The following is a 16648-nucleotide window of genomic DNA, read 5'->3' on the forward strand; positions in this document are numbered from 1 at the left end:
TTGGAGGACATTTGGCTAGAAAAAATGATCTAGAACCAGGCCCCATTACTATTTGGAAAGGATGGAGACGTCTCTTTGATCTAGCAGAAGGATGGCGACTTGCTCACGAACTTTATATTTGTGGGTAATAGTAAGATATCAATATTTACTGTAATATCCATACCACCAGCACGATACTCTTCTGTTTTTATGGTAAGTTTTGGTAGGGTAATTTCATCTATTTTTCCTGCATAACCACGACCATCAACAAATACATTAAAATTCTTTAAAATCTTTGGTAACATCTCTTTCTCCCCTTTTTATAATATTGTACCACTCACAAGATGTGACCTGAAAGTAATCTGTTCTGCTGGATATGGTGGTGTAAACTCGAAATCAAAATACACTTTCCCGCTTGCAATGTTTGCCGGTGTATTGAGCTCTGGTGTTGCATAACATTTTCCACTGATAATCGCTCCTTGTGCTTTTAAATTGGCCAAATAAGAATTTACCCCCTCAATCACATCATCTATATAGGTTTTGGTAATATTGCGATCAACTGCCCATAAATGAGCTCGAAGTAAACTATCGTTAATTAAATCTGCAGTCCTTCTCACTGACAAAAAAGCCCATTTTGAGTCATTTGAACATGTCCTATTTCCCCAAAGCCTATAGCCATTTTGATGAATTATCGTTGTTACTTCATTTTCATTTAAATGGTTTGCTCTACAATTTGTATTACCGAGCGTAAAATCAATAGGCCTGCTTGTTCCAACAATACCATTTATCTCTTTATTTGAAGGTGAATGCCAAAATCCTTGCTCGCTATCTATTTTAGCTATTAAACCTGCTACAAATGGGCTTGCCGGTTTTTCTTCCCCTTCAAACACCTTAACCCATGGATCAACTACGTAAACTCTTGAATTACTGATGCTTTTTCGCCATTTTATTGCTTCTTCATCATTGGTATTTGGTCCATCTGCAACAATAATTGCTCTTAATTTTTCTGCTATGGAAATTAAAGCACTCACTACTGGATTTACTCCATCTATTTCAGGTAACTGATGAGTAAACTGAGGTGCAATTAATATTCTTGGCGCAACATGGACTATACTTTCACTGCTGAGAAATGCCTCAATTCCCTGATATTCTCCAGTCTCTTTATCAACTCCACCGATTATACTTTGAATAGTTTCACTTTCTTTGAGCTTTGAATCGCTGTTTTCACTTTCTTTAACTCGAATAACTACTACTGTTGCACCGATTTGGGAAAATATTCCATTTACTGCAGAAGGTAAACTTCCATTCTTTCCAAGTCTTGCTGCTTCTTTTAAGCTTCCTGCTATCAGTACCGGTTTATTCAGTGGAAATTTTTGCTCATCAGCTTCAGGTGCAGTACCAATTACACCTATCACTGATGATTTAGCTGCACGTACTGTTTTTGCTCCTGAGGTTACCTCAATAACATTTACTCCGTGCAAAAATTCTTCAACCATTTCTTTGCATCTTTTGTTTAAAATCGTTTAGTAAGTTCTCTACACTTTTGGCTTCTGCAATTTTCTTCTTGGTAATGTCTTCCAACTCTTCACATTTCATTATTTCTTTTACTGCTTTTTTTACTTTTTCTTCAATGATTCTTGCCATTTCAGTAACTGTAATACCACGTACTTTTGCTAATGGCTCTATAATTTCTGCATCTTTTTCGTCTATAGATTCTGGTGCTGCTAGAATGTTTTCTGCGGCTTTTGCTTGTATTTCGTACGACTTAAGCTTCTGATGAGAATATCCTGCGTATTGGTGAGTATAGTTATTATAATAAGTACGGAGACTAGAAAGTGCAGAAAGTTTTGCATTTTCCAATAATTCCAGCTCAATATCTTCCTTATTCCTTTCAACAATTTTCTCTCCTTCTGTTAAACAATAACTTTTTTGCCAGTCAAAATTCTTTGGCGCTTCATACCAATCATTTCCAATTGGCTTACTTTCAAGCGTTGTTGTTTCTACTTGTTTGTTATGTTCAAATCTAATATAAATTGGCATTGGTTTTCTCCGTTTTTAATTCCAAATTTTATGAGTGGCATCTAATCCTGGGCATTGCCAAGCTCTTAGCGTTCTCTCTACGTCCACCTCAAGTCCTGTGGTTAGAAAATTGCTGCGAAAGTTATATATTCCCCACTGAATAAATTGACCATAGATTGTGCTATACGTATGCTCACTTTCAAAGAACTCAGGTGTCTCACCAACTCTTTCACCCCCTGAGTGAAGATTGGATGACGTATAAAGTAACACTGTAACAGTTTTTCCTGCTGGAATGATTATGTTACCTGATGCAATAAATTCAGGACTGTTAATTTCATGCTGGTAAATACGTGCCCAAGTAATTCTCGAAATCTCTGACTTCCTTGTATTAGTTTTATCAGGTGTACCTATAAATAATCCTGCTCCTCCATAATTAACTTCATCTTTATACCACATTGCAGATCCAACAAAGTTTAGAGTTTTACTTATATCTACATTGCTTGTGTTTTTTACGAATATTACTCCCAATGCAGCATAAGGGTATTTCAGCATATTGAATTGCTCAGAAAATCCATCATACATGAATCTTGGGTATAATTCTCCATAGATAAATGTACCTTTGCTTCCCTCTAAAAAACTGAGTTGTCTTGGCCGATAAAAACTAACATAGCTTGTATCATATGTGTGAGTACCTGCTAGTAGTTGTAGCATATAGTCTGTTTTTGTTACATCACTACTCCACTGACCAAGCTCAGTTGTAAAAGTTCCGTGGCCAAAGTAATTATTTTTTCTACTTAGTACACCAAATAAAAAAGGTAATGCTCCAGGTTCAATCATATGACGATTTCTTACTTCTTTCATGATTGATGAGCCACTTGGTACATCATTAACAGTACGGAAGTTATTCACTAAACCTTTAAGACCATCTTTATGATCATCGCCAACACTGTTTATTGCTGCAATATTGGCATTCTTTCTTGTATCAAGTAGCGATAAATTTGTTGTTCCTTTTTCATCAATTCTCTTTAATAACTGCTTCTCTGATTCAGAGATCACTGCTAAAGAACTAGCTTTTTTATTATCCAGATCAGTTAAGTGTTTTTTTGCACTATCAAGAAGTTCTTTTAGCTTACCATCTGTCATCTGTACAATTTCAGAAACTGAACTTTTGCCGATTATTGATTCCAGTGCTTTAGCAAGATATGCTAGTTGATCTGGAGTACTGTTTTCTGCTAAATCCTTAAGTCTTTTTTGTAGTGCATCAATTATTCCTTTTACTTCAGTCATCTGCACAATGTCAGCAATAGCTTTTTTATCTGCTATCAATTCCAGTGATTTTGCAAGATATGCCAGTTGATCAGGTGTGCTGTTTGCTGCTAAATCCTTTATCCTTTGATGTAACGCTTCTATTGCTTCTTTCATTCCCAAAAATTCAAAAAAGTTTCAAATCTAAATCGTTTAAAATTATTTTTTAGTTGATTATGCTCATCTTCTCTTTCGGTAATATCTTCATCTATTTTCTCAATTGTGATACGGATACGAACAACATCCTGCACAGCAATATTTTCTGGATGAGGCAGTGGATATCCTCGTTTGGTTTGGTCAACAGTCATTATGTGACAATCACTCTGAGATTTTTTACCTTAGGGCGATAAACAACTGTTCCACTTAAAACTAATTTTATCCTTGTCTCATTAGCATTAAAGTTTGTCAGTACATGAGTTCTCTCCACCCAGCTTTCTCCAATTGGTTTTCCTGATGTTAAATTTACTAATTGCCAATCCACGTTTTTTTGTACATATGCTTTAACATCTGCAGTGCCAGGTATTAGCGCATCATACGTTATGGTGATTTTAGTGTTAGCTCCTGCTGTAATGCTTCTAGTTACATAATCTCCTTTTTCCCCTATATTACCCATAACTAGCTGTAACCCAGGATATAGCACTGGACTTTTTTCTTTTGACCCTTTTAAATTTGCCTTTACTGTTAGCTCTCCAGATAGTCTTTCACGCAGCGCGAGCGGCAAGTTATCAGATAGAAAATTTTCTTTTCCTTCTTCATCTGTCAGAATAAATTCTACATTGGTATCAAATGCTACTTTTTCGACGTTCGTCAAAACAATTAAATCTGATACGTTATTTGCAGTAACTTTACCAAGATCAATAACGTGAGAATTTTCGCTAAATTTTGCAGCTAGTAGTCGAAACGTTAAATCTAAATTTTGATGTGGAGTCCAGGTGCTTGCATTGCTAGATGAAAGTAATACTCCTACTTGATATGGCTGACTTGTTACCCAACGGCTATTTACTGCATCATATTTGCCAAGTTCTGCTATCTTTACTGCAGTACCAGGATCATCAGTAAGCAGTACTATTGCATACTCCTCTCCTGCATGGCAAAACACTGGTGGCCATTCTATACATGTTGCTGTGCCATCTATCTTTATATCTTTTGGCTCAATATAACTTTCAGCAATGACAGTCTGCGAGGGCATTCCCACTGCTGTTTCTCTAATCTGCACAACAACACGTTTTTTGCCGCTATTTGTGAACCATAAGTTTAGGCCTCCTATGTGTCTGCTCTCATTTAAAGTAAATGTTTGGGCTAAAGGGTCAATTCTTCTTGCTGCGATAACTCTTCTTCTTTCTTCTATAGTAATAGTTTTTTTACCAGTATAAGTTGTCTCTCCATAGCTTCCTTTATCCCCATAAAATTGTACTAATTTAGTACCTGCTGGAATATTAGCAGGAACGGTAAATCTTCCTTTTAATTTTCCCTGGTTGTTAGCTGTGAGCATATTTTTACCTCTTACGCAGTAGGCTGAATGAAGATACCATCGAACTTCACCTCCTTGAGCTTTTCATTTGGCTCAAAACCTTCGATCTCAAAATTCTGTACTGCTTCTCGCATAAATTCAGTTTCATAAGAATTACTTGACAATAGCTCTGTTGTTTCTCTAGTATTAAACACTCTAGTTACTGGACTTTTCCAATTCGTGGTAACCTCTGTCCAGTGGTCAATGTTTTTATTTAGAGTAATTTGTGCCGGGACTGGATCAAAAGCTTGATATGGATTGATCTTTTCTCCTTTGGTCTGTAAAAGCTGCTCCAGTACCGGTTCAAGTTTATAAGGCAAAAGATATCTTTCCCCACCTTTTTCAATATCTGCAACTTCTACATCTATTGGCAGAACTAGCTCTCTATTTACTATTGCTGCAGACTGCGAAATTCCTTGATCACGCATATCATCATCAAAGAATGAATCAACAAATATTCCTTTTTTGGTGGTAGGTTCTCTTGAATTTGCATCACTGCGTAGACGTTCCTGTGCAACAAGAGCATAAAGATCATTTATTCCTTTTTTCATTGCTTCAAGCTCATTCATCGGTACAGCATGAATAGCATTATTCACTATTTTTATCCCTTCTTTTTCTCCGTTTTTCCATGTCTGATGAATGTAGCAGAGCAAAAGTTGTCCGCTAGGTGCTTTAGGCATTGATGGTCGCCAAGGGTGAGCTATACCTTTTATTCTCCTTACTGCTCCTTTGCTATCGATAGTAATTAAATCAAAGCGGGGCATTTTCCAGGTGTAATCAATCAGAACCAAGCTGTTATCAACTGCTCCTTTTACTTTACATCCCTCTTCACTTATATCTTCAGGACTTACATGAGTGCGACAGTGGTAAGTTATTTGATAACTACTTCCAGGAGCTGGCTCTTTACCAGGTAATGACCAATCGACGTTTCCTGCGTTTAATTTGTAATCTATACTATTTTCATAAATAACATTACCTTGTTTAATTTGAATAATCTCAAGTACCGCAGAGTCAGGTATTGGATCAACAGCTCCTGAGTATGAACCGTGAGTAATGGTAATGGTTTTTTGAACGGTTATATCTACTTTTTTAATTTCACTTATTGGAAAATCATTAACTTTAAGTTCCATTACTCTTTGGCTATTTGGCTGAAAAGTATGTGGTTCTGATTCAACTGATTTTATATCCGGATCTTCATCAAAAGAAACACGAATACTGTGAGGAAGTTCAATCTCATAGCCATCAACATGAGCTTTGCCCTCATTAATCACAAATATTTTTTTCCCCTTTTCGTCCCCTTCTTCTCTCTGCAAACAAATTACTTCTAGACCGTTTACTACGTAAGATCCATTTGCTTCTTTATCATAACGAGCAAGAGCTGTAGTTACTATGTTTGCTTGTGGTGGCGGTGAATGTTCTATTAATACTCCATTTTCAATGTTATAAATTGGATAAAATTCTCCTTCAGAAAAACGTGGAGAAAGACCTTCTGCTTGATAACCCCAAATGGTGGAAACTTTAAGCCTTGCAGCGCCTACTTCTTGATAATTACGTGTACCAACTGCAGGATCACGAAGATTTTCGTCCTCAAGTTCTGTAATTGTAGATTCTAGATAATAAACACCTATGCGAACTGTAGTATTAAGCGGGATAACAAACTCTTTTGCCTCTACCTTTCTCACCGCTCCACGAAGATAGATTTTTCCTGACTCAAGTGTAACTTTTTCCCCATCTATGATGCAATTGCTTCCTGTTATAACATCACCATCACGAAATATTGCATCACCTATGCCTTTAAGCTTAGAGAGAGCATATTCTTGGGTTTCGTTTAATTCTGCAGATTGTAGACCTCTTCCTGCCAGGAACAAACTTTTTTCGTACTCTTTGTCAGGATTAAAGCGGTTATAATAGGCGTTTAAAGTCATTTTATGCTAGAAAAATTCAAAAAGTTACAACAAATGAAAAAGTTTCCCGAGTTGCAGATGTTCTGATAAGTGGTACGGTGTGTTCTAAAACTAACAAAATCCCAGGATTTTCCACGTCTTTTGGCTCGAAATATCTCTGTCCTTCAGGTAATCCTTCTTTTATTTTAGTACCAACCATAACCCCTAATTCCCGTATAACTTGATTTGCTGCGTCCGTGAAATCGAAAGTAAATTTAAGGTAGAGATTGTTGGTTGGTACAGCGGAAGATTTAAACCTTCCAGAAGGAGTTATAAGTTCGCCGTTTTCATCACCTTTGCAGAAGAGAACTTCGTCTGCAGTACGTCTGCCAAGTTCATTGAGTAGTTTTTGAGAAGTAATAGGCTCCGGTGGTGTGCTTTGAACGTACTCTATAGTAACTGTACTATTCTCTACAATAGAGCTATTTTCTGTGCGCTGAATAACACCAGTACTACTCTCAACTATATAATCTATACTTGGCTGATAAGTTGTTTGTCTGATAAAAATTTTTACGTCTTTAATGGGATGGTGATCAAGCTTGATTTCGCTATCAGCTGCAAAAGTTTTTTCTACTTTATGATTGCTTTCCCAACCTGCATCACCTGTTCCCCAGGCAAGATGTATCGGCTGCTCTTTTATACTTGCTGCTATTGCTGCTCTTCCTGATTGTGTAAGAATTGACACCTGTGATGAGTTTGAAAGGCTTATATAATATATATTCAGGATTTGGAAAATTTTTGTCCAAAAAAAATGAATTTTTGCCTAATTTTTTGTTGCAGTATTATTTAAAAATCGAACTGTATTATTCTCGAAAAAAAAACAATAGAATATCAATAGGTTAAAAATTGCATCTGTATTATTTATTTTTGCCCCTGTCCTACAAAGTGGACCTGTAAGTTCTCATCCTTAAAGCATTAATTGTTTTAGGGAAAAGTTATGAAACTAAAAACTGCCATAGTTGTTCAAAATATACGGTATCAAGCTAAGAGATTAAAACTTTTTGAATGCTTTGCTCATGAAACTCATGAAGATCTTGAGCAAGAACTTTTCTGTGAAATTTGGACTTATCTTGATAGATATGATGAAAGTAAAGGTAGCTTTAACACTTTTGTAGCAAGATTAACTGAACGTCGTGCCAATAACTTATTGGAGAAACAACTATGTATGAAGCGCAATATTAATAACTATGTCAATATTGAGAAAACAGAAGCTTTTGAAGATGAAGTAGCGAAACGTACTGATGTAGATTACATGATTTCAACGCTACCAAGAAAGATGCAAAAGATATGCGAACAACTCAAGTACTTTAACTTATATGAAGTTGCTAAGATGAACAACATATCAAGAACTACTTTAAATACTATGATAAGAAAAATACGTATAAAACTCTCTTCCATCTACTACAAGAGCAAAAAGAAAAATTGAACATAAATTCTACCTTTCCTGAATATATAACATATACCATTGAGGTGAATAAATGACTTTTAAAATTCTAAACAATAATGAAAGATTGAAAACAACTACAGGAATAAAAGTAGTAATTTTTGGTCCTTACGGTATTGGTAAAACCAGCCTCTTAAAGACTATAAGTGAACCAACACTATGTCTTGACTTTGAAGCAGGTCTGCTTGCTGTTCAAGATTGGCAGGGAGATTCAATTAGTGTTCGTACTTGGAATCAAGCTCGGGATATTGCCTGCCTAATTGGTGGTCCGAACCCTGCACTAAAATCTGATCAAGCGTATAGCCAAAGACACTATGAGCACGTATCAAGTAAATACAATGAAGAGTTTTCTAAATATCGATGTATTTTTATTGATAGCATCACTGTAGCATCACGTCTTTGTCTCTTATGGGCAAAAATGCAACCGGAAGCTTTTTCTGAGAGAAGTGGAAAGCAAGACATGAGAGCTGCTTACGGAATACTTGCGCAAGAGATGATGGCTTGGCTCAATCAGTTTCAACATATCAGAGATAAAGACATCATAATAGTTGGCACATTAGGTCAATATCTCGATGACTGCAATCGTCCAACTTGGCTACCTCAATGTGAAGGAGCTAAAACTGCTAGTGAGATTCCAGGGATAGTTGATGAGGTAATCAGCATGGTTGGAATCAAGAAAGATGATGGTACAGAGAAACGTTCATTTGTCTGTCAGACTATTAATACTTGGGGATACCCAGCTAAAGATCGCAGTGGCTGCCTGAATATGGTTGAGGAACCACATCTAGGTAAATTACTTGCGAAAATTAAAGCCAAAACTTTGGCTCCTATTGTTTAATTAAAAATTGGAGAATAATTATTATGGAACAAAGCTTTTTCAATATCGGTCAAAAAATTCCCTTTTTCAGCATAAAAGAGTATTTAAACGACAAAGCACCGATACCAGAAGATATAATCTCACCAAGGATTTTAACAAAAAGAGGTCTATTGGTACTAGGTGGCCCACCTAAAATTGGCAAAAGCGATTTTCTAATTTCATGGCTTGTCCACATGGCTGCTGGAGTTTCATTTTTGGGTATGACTCCAAGCAAACCTATGAAAATTTTCTATCTGCAAACTGAAATTGAATATGAATATATGAAAGAACGTTTGCAACAACTTCAACTGGATAACGAACTTTTGAATATAGCTGCCAATAACTTAATCATTACACCAAGAGTACAATTATCTTTCAGCAGTGAAGAAATAGATGAAATTAAAAATGTTATCAAAGAGCGTTTCAAACCTGATATTATTGCCGTCGATCCTCTTCGTAACATTTTTAACTCAAGTGAATATGGCAATGAAAACGACAATAGCGCTATGTTATTCTTCTTGCAAAAAACACTTGAAAGACTGAGAAATGTTATCAATCCAGATTCGGGCATAATACTCACTCACCATACAAAAAAACTATCCAAAAAAATGTTAGAAGAAGATCCATTTCAAGGCCTAAGTGGTGCTGGATCTTTACGTGGATTTTATAGCACTGGCATGGTGATGTTTGCTCATGATGAGGAAAGCACTGTCCGTCAAATAGTATTTGAGCTTCGTAATGGTGAACGTGTAGCAAATAAGCTTGTTGATAAGATAGATGGTCGTTGGAAGCTTGCAGACCAATGGAGTAACTGATTTTTACTTAATTTATAGGAGGACAATATGTTATCAGATTTTTTAACTGATTTTAATAACGCAAAACTGCAGAGCAATTTAATACCAAAAGGTACAATAGTCAAGGTAAAAATGGCAATAAAGCCTGGAGGTTATGAAAATTGGTTCACTAAAAGCTATGCTACCGGCAGCATCTATTTAAACGCTGAATTTACCGTCACTGAAGGTCAATATGCAAAACGTAAGATTTTTCAAGTAATTGGTATTAAAAGTGGCAAAGCAAGCGTTGAAGGAGAAGATACTTGGGGAGAATCTGGACGTTCTATGCTTAGAAGTATTTTAGAGTCAGCACGGAACATTCATGCAAATGACACTTCAGAAAAAGCAGTGATTGCTAGAAAAATCAACTCTATAGCTGATTTTAACGGGTTAGAGTTTACTGCAAAAGTTGGTATTGAAGCCGACAGTAGATACGGAGATAGAAACAGAATTGCTACAGTTGTTACTCCAGAACAAAACAATGGTATTGAATCTGACTGGTTGCCATTTTGAAGTACGACGAAGAGAAGCTCTGGATTGCTGTAATTGAGAGAGCTATCAAAGATGCAGCAGTAGAGCTAAAGAAAGAAGCAATTAAATGCAGAGTCTTTTGAAACTGTTTGTGAGCTAGCTAATCTCAGCTCTAAACGTATGAAAAGTATGTATGGGGGTTTTATGCAGAGAAAGGAAATAAAAGGATTATTGATTGATAATATTAAGGAGTGTGTACCTTACCTAATTCCAAACGGTAATTTTTATCGAGAGAGGACTTATGTTGGCAATTGTGATGGGGATACGATTACAGTTAAAATAGTGGGTAAAGAAGCTGGAAATTGGCGTAATTTTACTAAAGGAATCAGTGGTGATATTATTGATCTTTGGACTTTAGTTAAAGGTGATATAAATTCCGCTAAGAAGTGGTTAAATACTAAAGAAAACACAACAGAACATAAAATTACATCGTTTTCAGCAAGGCATTACTTGAATGATAAATCACCAATGCCAAAAGATATAATAGGCCCAAGAATTCTAACTCCAAGTGGTCTTTTAGTTATAGGTGGAACTCCAAAAATAGGAAAAAGTAATTTTCTACTTTCCATGTTAGTACATTTAGCTGCTGGAGTATCATTTCTTGGTATGAAGCCTGCAAGGCCACTTAAGATATTCTATCTACAGAATGAAATGGAATATAGAGAGCGCTTACAGAAGCTAAGAATCAGCAAGAAAATCCTTGATGAAGGAACAGAAAACTTAGTTATTACTAAAAAAGTACAGTTAACTTTGAATGTGGAAAAAATAAAAGAAATTATGTCGGAAAATCTCGATGTAAAAACAGTTGATCTTATAGTGATAGACTCTCTTTTTGATTATAGGAGTATGATCTCTTTTCTGCAAAATAGTATTGATGAACTACGCTCTATAACTAATCCTGCTGCTGGAGTAATAGTTACACATTACACCAAAAAAATGTCAACAACCACGTTAAAAAAGAATCCATTTCAAGCATTGAGTGGTGCTAATGTTTTAAGAAGTTTATATACATCTGGAATAATGATATTTAGGCCAGAAAGGAATACTCTGCAATTGATGTACGAACTTAAAAACGGCAAACCAATACCAACAAAATTCATAAATATGGTTAACGGACGCTGGATAGCTACAGCTTAACCAAATTTCTAAACTTTAAATATATTGGAGATTTTATGGATATCTATTGTGATTTTAATACTGCAGCTCCACGAAAAAATGCACCGTTAGTAGAAAAAGAACAACTTAAAGCTCAGCTTCTGTTAAATATCAGATCATGCCTTTCTTATCTATTGCCAAGAGGGATTTTTCGTGGTGATAAGTTTTATGTAGGCAATATACAAGGTGATAAAGGAAAGAGTCTAGTAGTAGAATTAAGTGGCAGTGAAGCTGGCCTATGGCATGATTTTGCAACAGGAGAAGGTGGTGACATTATCGACCTTTGGGCAGAAGTGCATAGAAAAAGTACTAGAACAGAGTTTACTGAAGTAATGGACTCTATAGCTGAATGGCTTGGTCATTTTAAAAAGATCAAAACTGACAAAACTGCAGGTAATCCAACTGCATATTGGGATTATTACGATGAAAAAGGCCAAGCTCTTGTTAGAGTATATCGTTATGATGATGATAGTGGAAAGAGATATCTTCCTTTTGATATCAAAAAATCCACCTTTAGTGTACCAGAGATAAGGCCACTATATAATATTCCAGGTATTTTAAAGTCCGATAAAGTTGTTCTGGTTGAGGGAGAAAAATGTGCAGAAGTGCTGATAGAGAAAGGAATAATTGCAACAACAGCAATGTCAGGAGCAAATGCACCTATTGAGAAGACAGATTGGACTCCACTTAAAGGTAAACACATTATTATATGGCCAGATAATGATGAACCAGGCAAACGATATGCTGAAAATGCTGCAAAAAAGCTGTTAGATCTTGGAGTTGCATCACTTGCTGTGCTTGAAATTCCTCAAGATAAGCCTGAGAAATGGGATGCCGCTGATTGTGTAAAGGAGGGTATAAGCATTGAAGAATTTTTAGCTTCAACTCCTTTACTTACTATTGATACCCCATCTACTGACATTCCAAATACTTCAAATATGAAAAGTTTAGAAAGATCTACAAAACAGCCGCTTAACATTTTAGACTGGAGTGTGAGTCGTTATTTAGGTTCAGTACCAATACAAAGGTTTCTTGTTGAAGGGTTATTTCCTTTAGGTGTTACCTCAATAGTAGCTGCTATGGGAGATACAGGTAAAGGTATGCTACTCCTTGACTTGGCACTTAAGGTTGCAAGTGATGCAGATCAGATATGTGGTTTTGGTTCCCTTGTTACAGAGCATGGATCAGTGGTGATTTTTTCAGCAGAAGATGATGCAGGTGAGATACACCGTCGTCTTGATCGTCTTGATCCTGGTAGCAAGAGAGCAGAATATCAAAATCGATTATTTATTATACCTATTCCAAATACGGGAGAGCCCTTTTCTATAGTGAAAAGCAACATGCGTGGTAAATGTCCTGAAACTTCAGATAAATTCGAAGACATCTGTGGACAATTAGATAAAATTAAAGATCTAAAACTAATAGTATTTGATCCACTAGTATCATTTGTCCATGCTAATATAAACTCAGATCCAGAAATGGGATATTACGCAATTGGGCTACTTGCAAGCTTAGCAAATAAAACAGGAGCAGCTGTAATTGTAGCACATCATATGAGAAAACCTAAGTGCAGTGAACCGATTACGACTGTGGAACAGGCAAGAGATGCGATAAGAGGTACAACTGCACTTGTTGATGGTGTGAGGTGTTCTTTTGCATTATGGCCTGCTTCAACAGAGCATCAGAATACTGTGTTTAATACATTAAAGGTTAATAAAGTTAATAATGCAGTATACCAAGGAGCTATAGTTAAGTCTAATGGAGCAACAGATAGGAATATAAGAACTTACTTACGCTCCTCAACTGGCTTGCTTGAGGATATATCTGAGGAATTTAAGCTTGGAAAATTATCTGATGAATACTTAAAAAAGATACTGATGCAAGCTATTGCAGTGTCAGCAGAAGAAGGTCATCCGTTTACTCATACAGGTGGACCAGGAGTGTTTCAACAACGGCATAGATTACCAGCTGCATTTCATGGTGTTAGTAGGCATAGACTTGAACGTTTAGCACAGGAACTATTAAACGAAAGAAAAATAGTAAAAGGTATGGCTACAAACTCAAAAGAGGATAAATGGCTTGATATCAAAACTGGTTCTTTTGCCAGAGGAGAAGGTAAGTTTAAGCTAGGTGCAGGAAGGTTTGAAATAGGTAACTTCTAAAAAATACTTAAAGCTCACTTATGAAAGTTTTGTGGGTTCATTTTGTCTCTCTGAAAGTAAGGTTTTAAGAACAAAAAATGAATTCCACACGACCAAATTTCCATGATTTCCGGAAAATTTATCAAGATTTGGAAATTAGAGTATATTCACACTTAAACTATTGAAATTCGTTGATTTTTAGCCATCTAATATAAGAAATATTACGTTTCCATTTCCAAAAAATTTAGCTAATTTGGTAATACTCAAACCCGCTACAGTGGCTGATTTCCACTTTCCGAGAATCTTATATATTATATATATATAAATAATAATAAATGATATAATAATAAACTAATATAAAATACAATAACTATAGTAATGGTTCATAGTAACTTTTGAGCAAAAAGAAAGAAGTTTGGAAAAGTAGTCACTAATAAAAATACAACACAGAGACAAAAATATGAAAAACCTACTATTGCATTTTGAACAACTTGAAAAAAAAGATGAAGGACCTAAAAGTGAAAGACAAATGCTTACAAAAGACAAAACAATTTATAATAGCATTTTAAAAAGACTCTATGACCCGAGGGTACAATTATACCACCTTGACCTAAAGAATGCTTATAACAGCCCTTAAAAGCCGATTAACACCATGTCTTAACTTATAAGAAAAACCTTATGTTAATTTTATCACGTTTTACTTTAGTTGTAAAGAAATTTTTTTAATGTATGACAGATTTGTATAGTCGATATTTTACGTAACTTATGGCGTTTAATTGGTTATTTAGTATCTCTAAAACTTAACGAGTTGCTTTTATAACCAAAGTAAAAGGGTTAATACGGTAACCATAATCTCTACGCGATGATCCAGGCCAACCAACTGTTTGAATCACATCATTACGTTCGATGTTTAGTCCTAACTTTTTGGCTAATGTAGTTTTTATTGTTCTTTGGATTGTGTTTAGTGGTTTTCTGATGTGATGTTCTGGATCTGCTTCTGGATCAAGATTTAGGCGCTTTTCTATTTCAGTTATGCTAAGCAACATGTGTTTTTCAGGAGGTAATTCTTTTTTACAATCATTCAAAAATTGTTCAAATAATACGCGCAAAACTTTCATACATGCTACAGCTTTCTTATTTAGAATCTCTATATTGTTTACGTAAAGTGAGCCCTCTATCAATTGCAACTTTAGTAATTCCTTCTCTTTAGAAGGTTCAATTAGATTAAGTGCAGTATGTAAGATTTGCATTGAAGTATTTGGTATGAACTCTAGTACTCCTCTTTGTGCTGCTTCTTGGAATACTTCAATTAAAGTCTTATGCTGAAAGAAAAGGTCAACCATTTTTACTATGGGCAAATCAAGAGGTATGTTTGATGGATTTTTTCTCAGTATTATTAATACAGTTGGATTAGCTTTAAGCTTATCTATCGTTAAGAATGTTGGATTGGTGCAAAAATCAAGAACAATGAGATTTACAAATTGACCTTGTCCACCAACATGATAAACTCCACTTTCCACTTTTTGCCACATAAAATTTGTATCACTTAGCTGACCTTCAAACCAATGCATGATTTTCTCTGGGTTTAAATATACAGATAAGCGATGAAATCTTTGCTTCTTGTAGGTATTAGGTAAAATATCACGGTTGCAATTTTCACAAATTATATTATCGCATGCTTCGTTAAAGTCCTCATCAATGAAAATCTCATTGTTACAGTATGGATCAACTATATTTGGCCAATCTAATTTATCTTGTCTACGAGAGCAGATAATGTAAGACCTCTCTTGCATCTTAATTAATTCAAGATCTGACAAATACCTTGCTGCTTTGATGTAATTTTGATTTGGGTTAACCCAAGAGCTGCCAGAATTAAGAAGATCAGAGATTTGCTCTTGGCAAGATTGTAAGACCATAAAATTGTTTTATGTATGCTTTAAAATCCTCTCTTTCCCTTTTATTCAGAGGATGTTCAGAGTAGTAAATTGCTATATACTCATCACTTCGCTTGAAAAATAAGCCTATCTTTTTGCCTTGAAATATTACTTTAATCGACTCTATCAATGGTACTATGTCTCCTACAAATGGCTTTAAAACATGCAATTCCGGTGCAATAGGATCATATGGAGCGACAGTCAAAGTGATATTAGTATAGCTGTAATTGAAACGATTTGACTGAAACTTTAACTCAAAAACACGAATATTTGAATCAGATTCATTAATACAAGTTTCTATAAATTTATGCACCTGTTCCGCGAAGTTTTTATCCTGCACATCTACAAAAATACATTCGCAGCCAAAGTAACAACTTGCAATGCTATTTGCTATTTCTATAGCTTGATCAATATTTCTAGCACCAAGATCTACCTGAGTGCCATTTAGTAGAAAATCCAAAATCATCCACTCTGCCTTATGGCCATGAATAACTTTGTTTGAATTTAACAACAAATCTATATCGCTAGCTTTGCGTATTAACACATATAAACGATTCTGATGATAGAAGAAACCTTGTAGTTGATTCTCGAAACTGTCATTTCTCTTAATGTTATCTTCTTTCAGTATTTGTTGTATGATTTCCTCTGAGATAAAGTCCTTAAATGGAGTACTTGGTCGTCTTGGTATTTTTTGTAAGGCAAAAGACATGAAACTCTTTCTTTGTATTTTTTCAAAGTGATAGACAGACTTTAAAAGATTGTAATCTGCATGAAACAGTAGAAACAGCAAAGACTTCTTATCATATTTATTATTATTTTTTACAAGGTAGGATTTCATGAGTTCTGTAGTTAATGCAGATCTTGCAATTTCACTGACAGTAACTTCTAGTTTTGCACGGTCAAAACAGGTAATCAAGTAGTAAGTAACGAGAGAATCGGAATAATTAGCAATCACTTTACGTTTGTATTGTACAGATGTATTATCGTAACTTTCATCA

16 protein-coding genes and 1 pseudogene are annotated in these 16648 nt (G+C 35.3%); 7 read left to right on the forward strand and 10 right to left on the reverse strand.

Going from position 1 to position 16648, the window contains the following annotated elements; all coding sequences use genetic code 11:
• Positions 1–134 precede the first annotated feature (134 nt).
• The 8 genes and pseudogenes from ACJ5GX_RS02435 to ACJ5GX_RS02470 all read right to left on the reverse strand — a co-directional run.
• Positions 135–284 (reverse strand): annotated as a pseudogene (locus ACJ5GX_RS02435) (phage major tail tube protein); the annotation flags it as partial.
• Between the two features lie 15 nt (positions 285–299).
• A complete protein-coding gene (locus ACJ5GX_RS02440; protein ID WP_264377103.1) occupies positions 300–1475 on the reverse strand; it encodes a phage tail sheath subtilisin-like domain-containing protein in 1176 nt (391 codons plus the stop codon).
• Positions 1468–2019, reverse strand: coding sequence for a hypothetical protein (locus tag ACJ5GX_RS02445; protein ID WP_264377104.1), 552 nt, complete (start codon positions 2017–2019; stop codon positions 1468–1470). The genes ACJ5GX_RS02440 and ACJ5GX_RS02445 overlap by 8 nt, the downstream gene beginning before the upstream one ends.
• 15 nt (positions 2020–2034) lie before the next feature.
• On the reverse strand, positions 2035–3420 hold the full coding sequence (locus tag ACJ5GX_RS02450; RefSeq protein ID WP_264377105.1) for a hypothetical protein: 1386 nt from the start codon (positions 3418–3420) through the stop codon (positions 2035–2037).
• Positions 3417–3611 carry a hypothetical protein gene (locus ACJ5GX_RS02455; RefSeq protein ID WP_264377106.1) on the reverse strand — a complete coding sequence of 65 codons (195 nt, stop codon included), beginning with the start codon at positions 3609–3611 and terminating at the stop codon, positions 3417–3419. Before ACJ5GX_RS02455 ends, ACJ5GX_RS02450 begins: the two co-directional genes overlap by 4 nt.
• Entirely contained in the window at positions 3611–4795 is a 1185-nt protein-coding gene (locus ACJ5GX_RS02460) for a hypothetical protein (RefSeq protein WP_264377107.1), read from the reverse strand. The genes ACJ5GX_RS02455 and ACJ5GX_RS02460 overlap by 1 nt, the downstream gene beginning before the upstream one ends.
• An 11-nt stretch (positions 4796–4806) precedes the next feature.
• Complete coding sequence (locus tag ACJ5GX_RS02465) at positions 4807–6738, reverse strand: DUF4815 domain-containing protein (protein WP_264690044.1); 1932 nt, start codon at positions 6736–6738, stop codon at positions 4807–4809.
• 16 nt (positions 6739–6754) lie between these two features.
• The gene (locus ACJ5GX_RS02470) at positions 6755–7441 is read right to left on the reverse strand and encodes a BW3TFN family phage tail fiber component (RefSeq protein ID WP_264686082.1); all 687 of its coding nucleotides are present in this window, start codon (positions 7439–7441) and stop codon (positions 6755–6757) included.
• 252 nt (positions 7442–7693) lie between these two features.
• On the opposite strand from ACJ5GX_RS02470, the gene ACJ5GX_RS02475 reads away from it, so the two are divergent.
• The 7 genes from ACJ5GX_RS02475 (at position 7694) to ACJ5GX_RS02505 (ending at position 14353) form a co-directional block, all read left to right on the forward strand.
• The gene (locus ACJ5GX_RS02475; protein ID WP_264377110.1) at positions 7694–8182 is read left to right on the forward strand and encodes a sigma-70 family RNA polymerase sigma factor; all 489 of its coding nucleotides are present in this window, start codon (positions 7694–7696) and stop codon (positions 8180–8182) included.
• Positions 8183–8234: 52 nt separating this feature from the next.
• Entirely contained in the window at positions 8235–9038 is an 804-nt protein-coding gene (locus ACJ5GX_RS02480; RefSeq protein ID WP_264377111.1) for an ATP-binding protein, read from the forward strand.
• Between the two features lie 23 nt (positions 9039–9061).
• The gene (locus ACJ5GX_RS02485; protein ID WP_264377112.1) at positions 9062–9871 is read left to right on the forward strand and encodes a helicase RepA family protein; all 810 of its coding nucleotides are present in this window, start codon (positions 9062–9064) and stop codon (positions 9869–9871) included.
• Between the two features lie 27 nt (positions 9872–9898).
• On the forward strand, positions 9899–10402 hold the full coding sequence (locus ACJ5GX_RS02490) for a hypothetical protein (RefSeq protein WP_230609029.1): 504 nt from the start codon (positions 9899–9901) through the stop codon (positions 10400–10402).
• A 138-nt stretch (positions 10403–10540) separates the two neighbouring features.
• Positions 10541–11557 carry an AAA family ATPase gene (locus ACJ5GX_RS02495; RefSeq protein WP_495292665.1) on the forward strand — a complete coding sequence of 339 codons (1017 nt, stop codon included), beginning with the start codon at positions 10541–10543 and terminating at the stop codon, positions 11555–11557.
• A gap of 35 nt (positions 11558–11592) precedes the next feature.
• Entirely contained in the window at positions 11593–13737 is a 2145-nt protein-coding gene (locus tag ACJ5GX_RS02500) for an AAA family ATPase (protein WP_264690047.1), read from the forward strand.
• Positions 13738–14176: 439 nt separating this feature from the next.
• On the forward strand, positions 14177–14353 hold the full coding sequence (locus ACJ5GX_RS02505; protein WP_341820061.1) for a hypothetical protein: 177 nt from the start codon (positions 14177–14179) through the stop codon (positions 14351–14353).
• Between the two features lie 163 nt (positions 14354–14516).
• On the opposite strand, the gene ACJ5GX_RS02510 is transcribed toward ACJ5GX_RS02505, so the two are convergent.
• Both ACJ5GX_RS02510 and ACJ5GX_RS02515 read right to left on the reverse strand, forming a co-directional pair.
• Positions 14517–15632: a hypothetical protein gene (locus ACJ5GX_RS02510; RefSeq protein ID WP_264953165.1), complete on the reverse strand. Its 1116-nt coding sequence runs from the start codon at positions 15630–15632 to the stop codon at positions 14517–14519.
• Positions 15598–16648 (reverse strand): hypothetical protein (locus ACJ5GX_RS02515; protein WP_495292666.1); only part of this gene is annotated, 1051 nt, incomplete at its 5' end. The genes ACJ5GX_RS02510 and ACJ5GX_RS02515, both read right to left, overlap by 35 nt.

The organism is Wolbachia endosymbiont of Tuta absoluta, assembly GCF_059414725.1.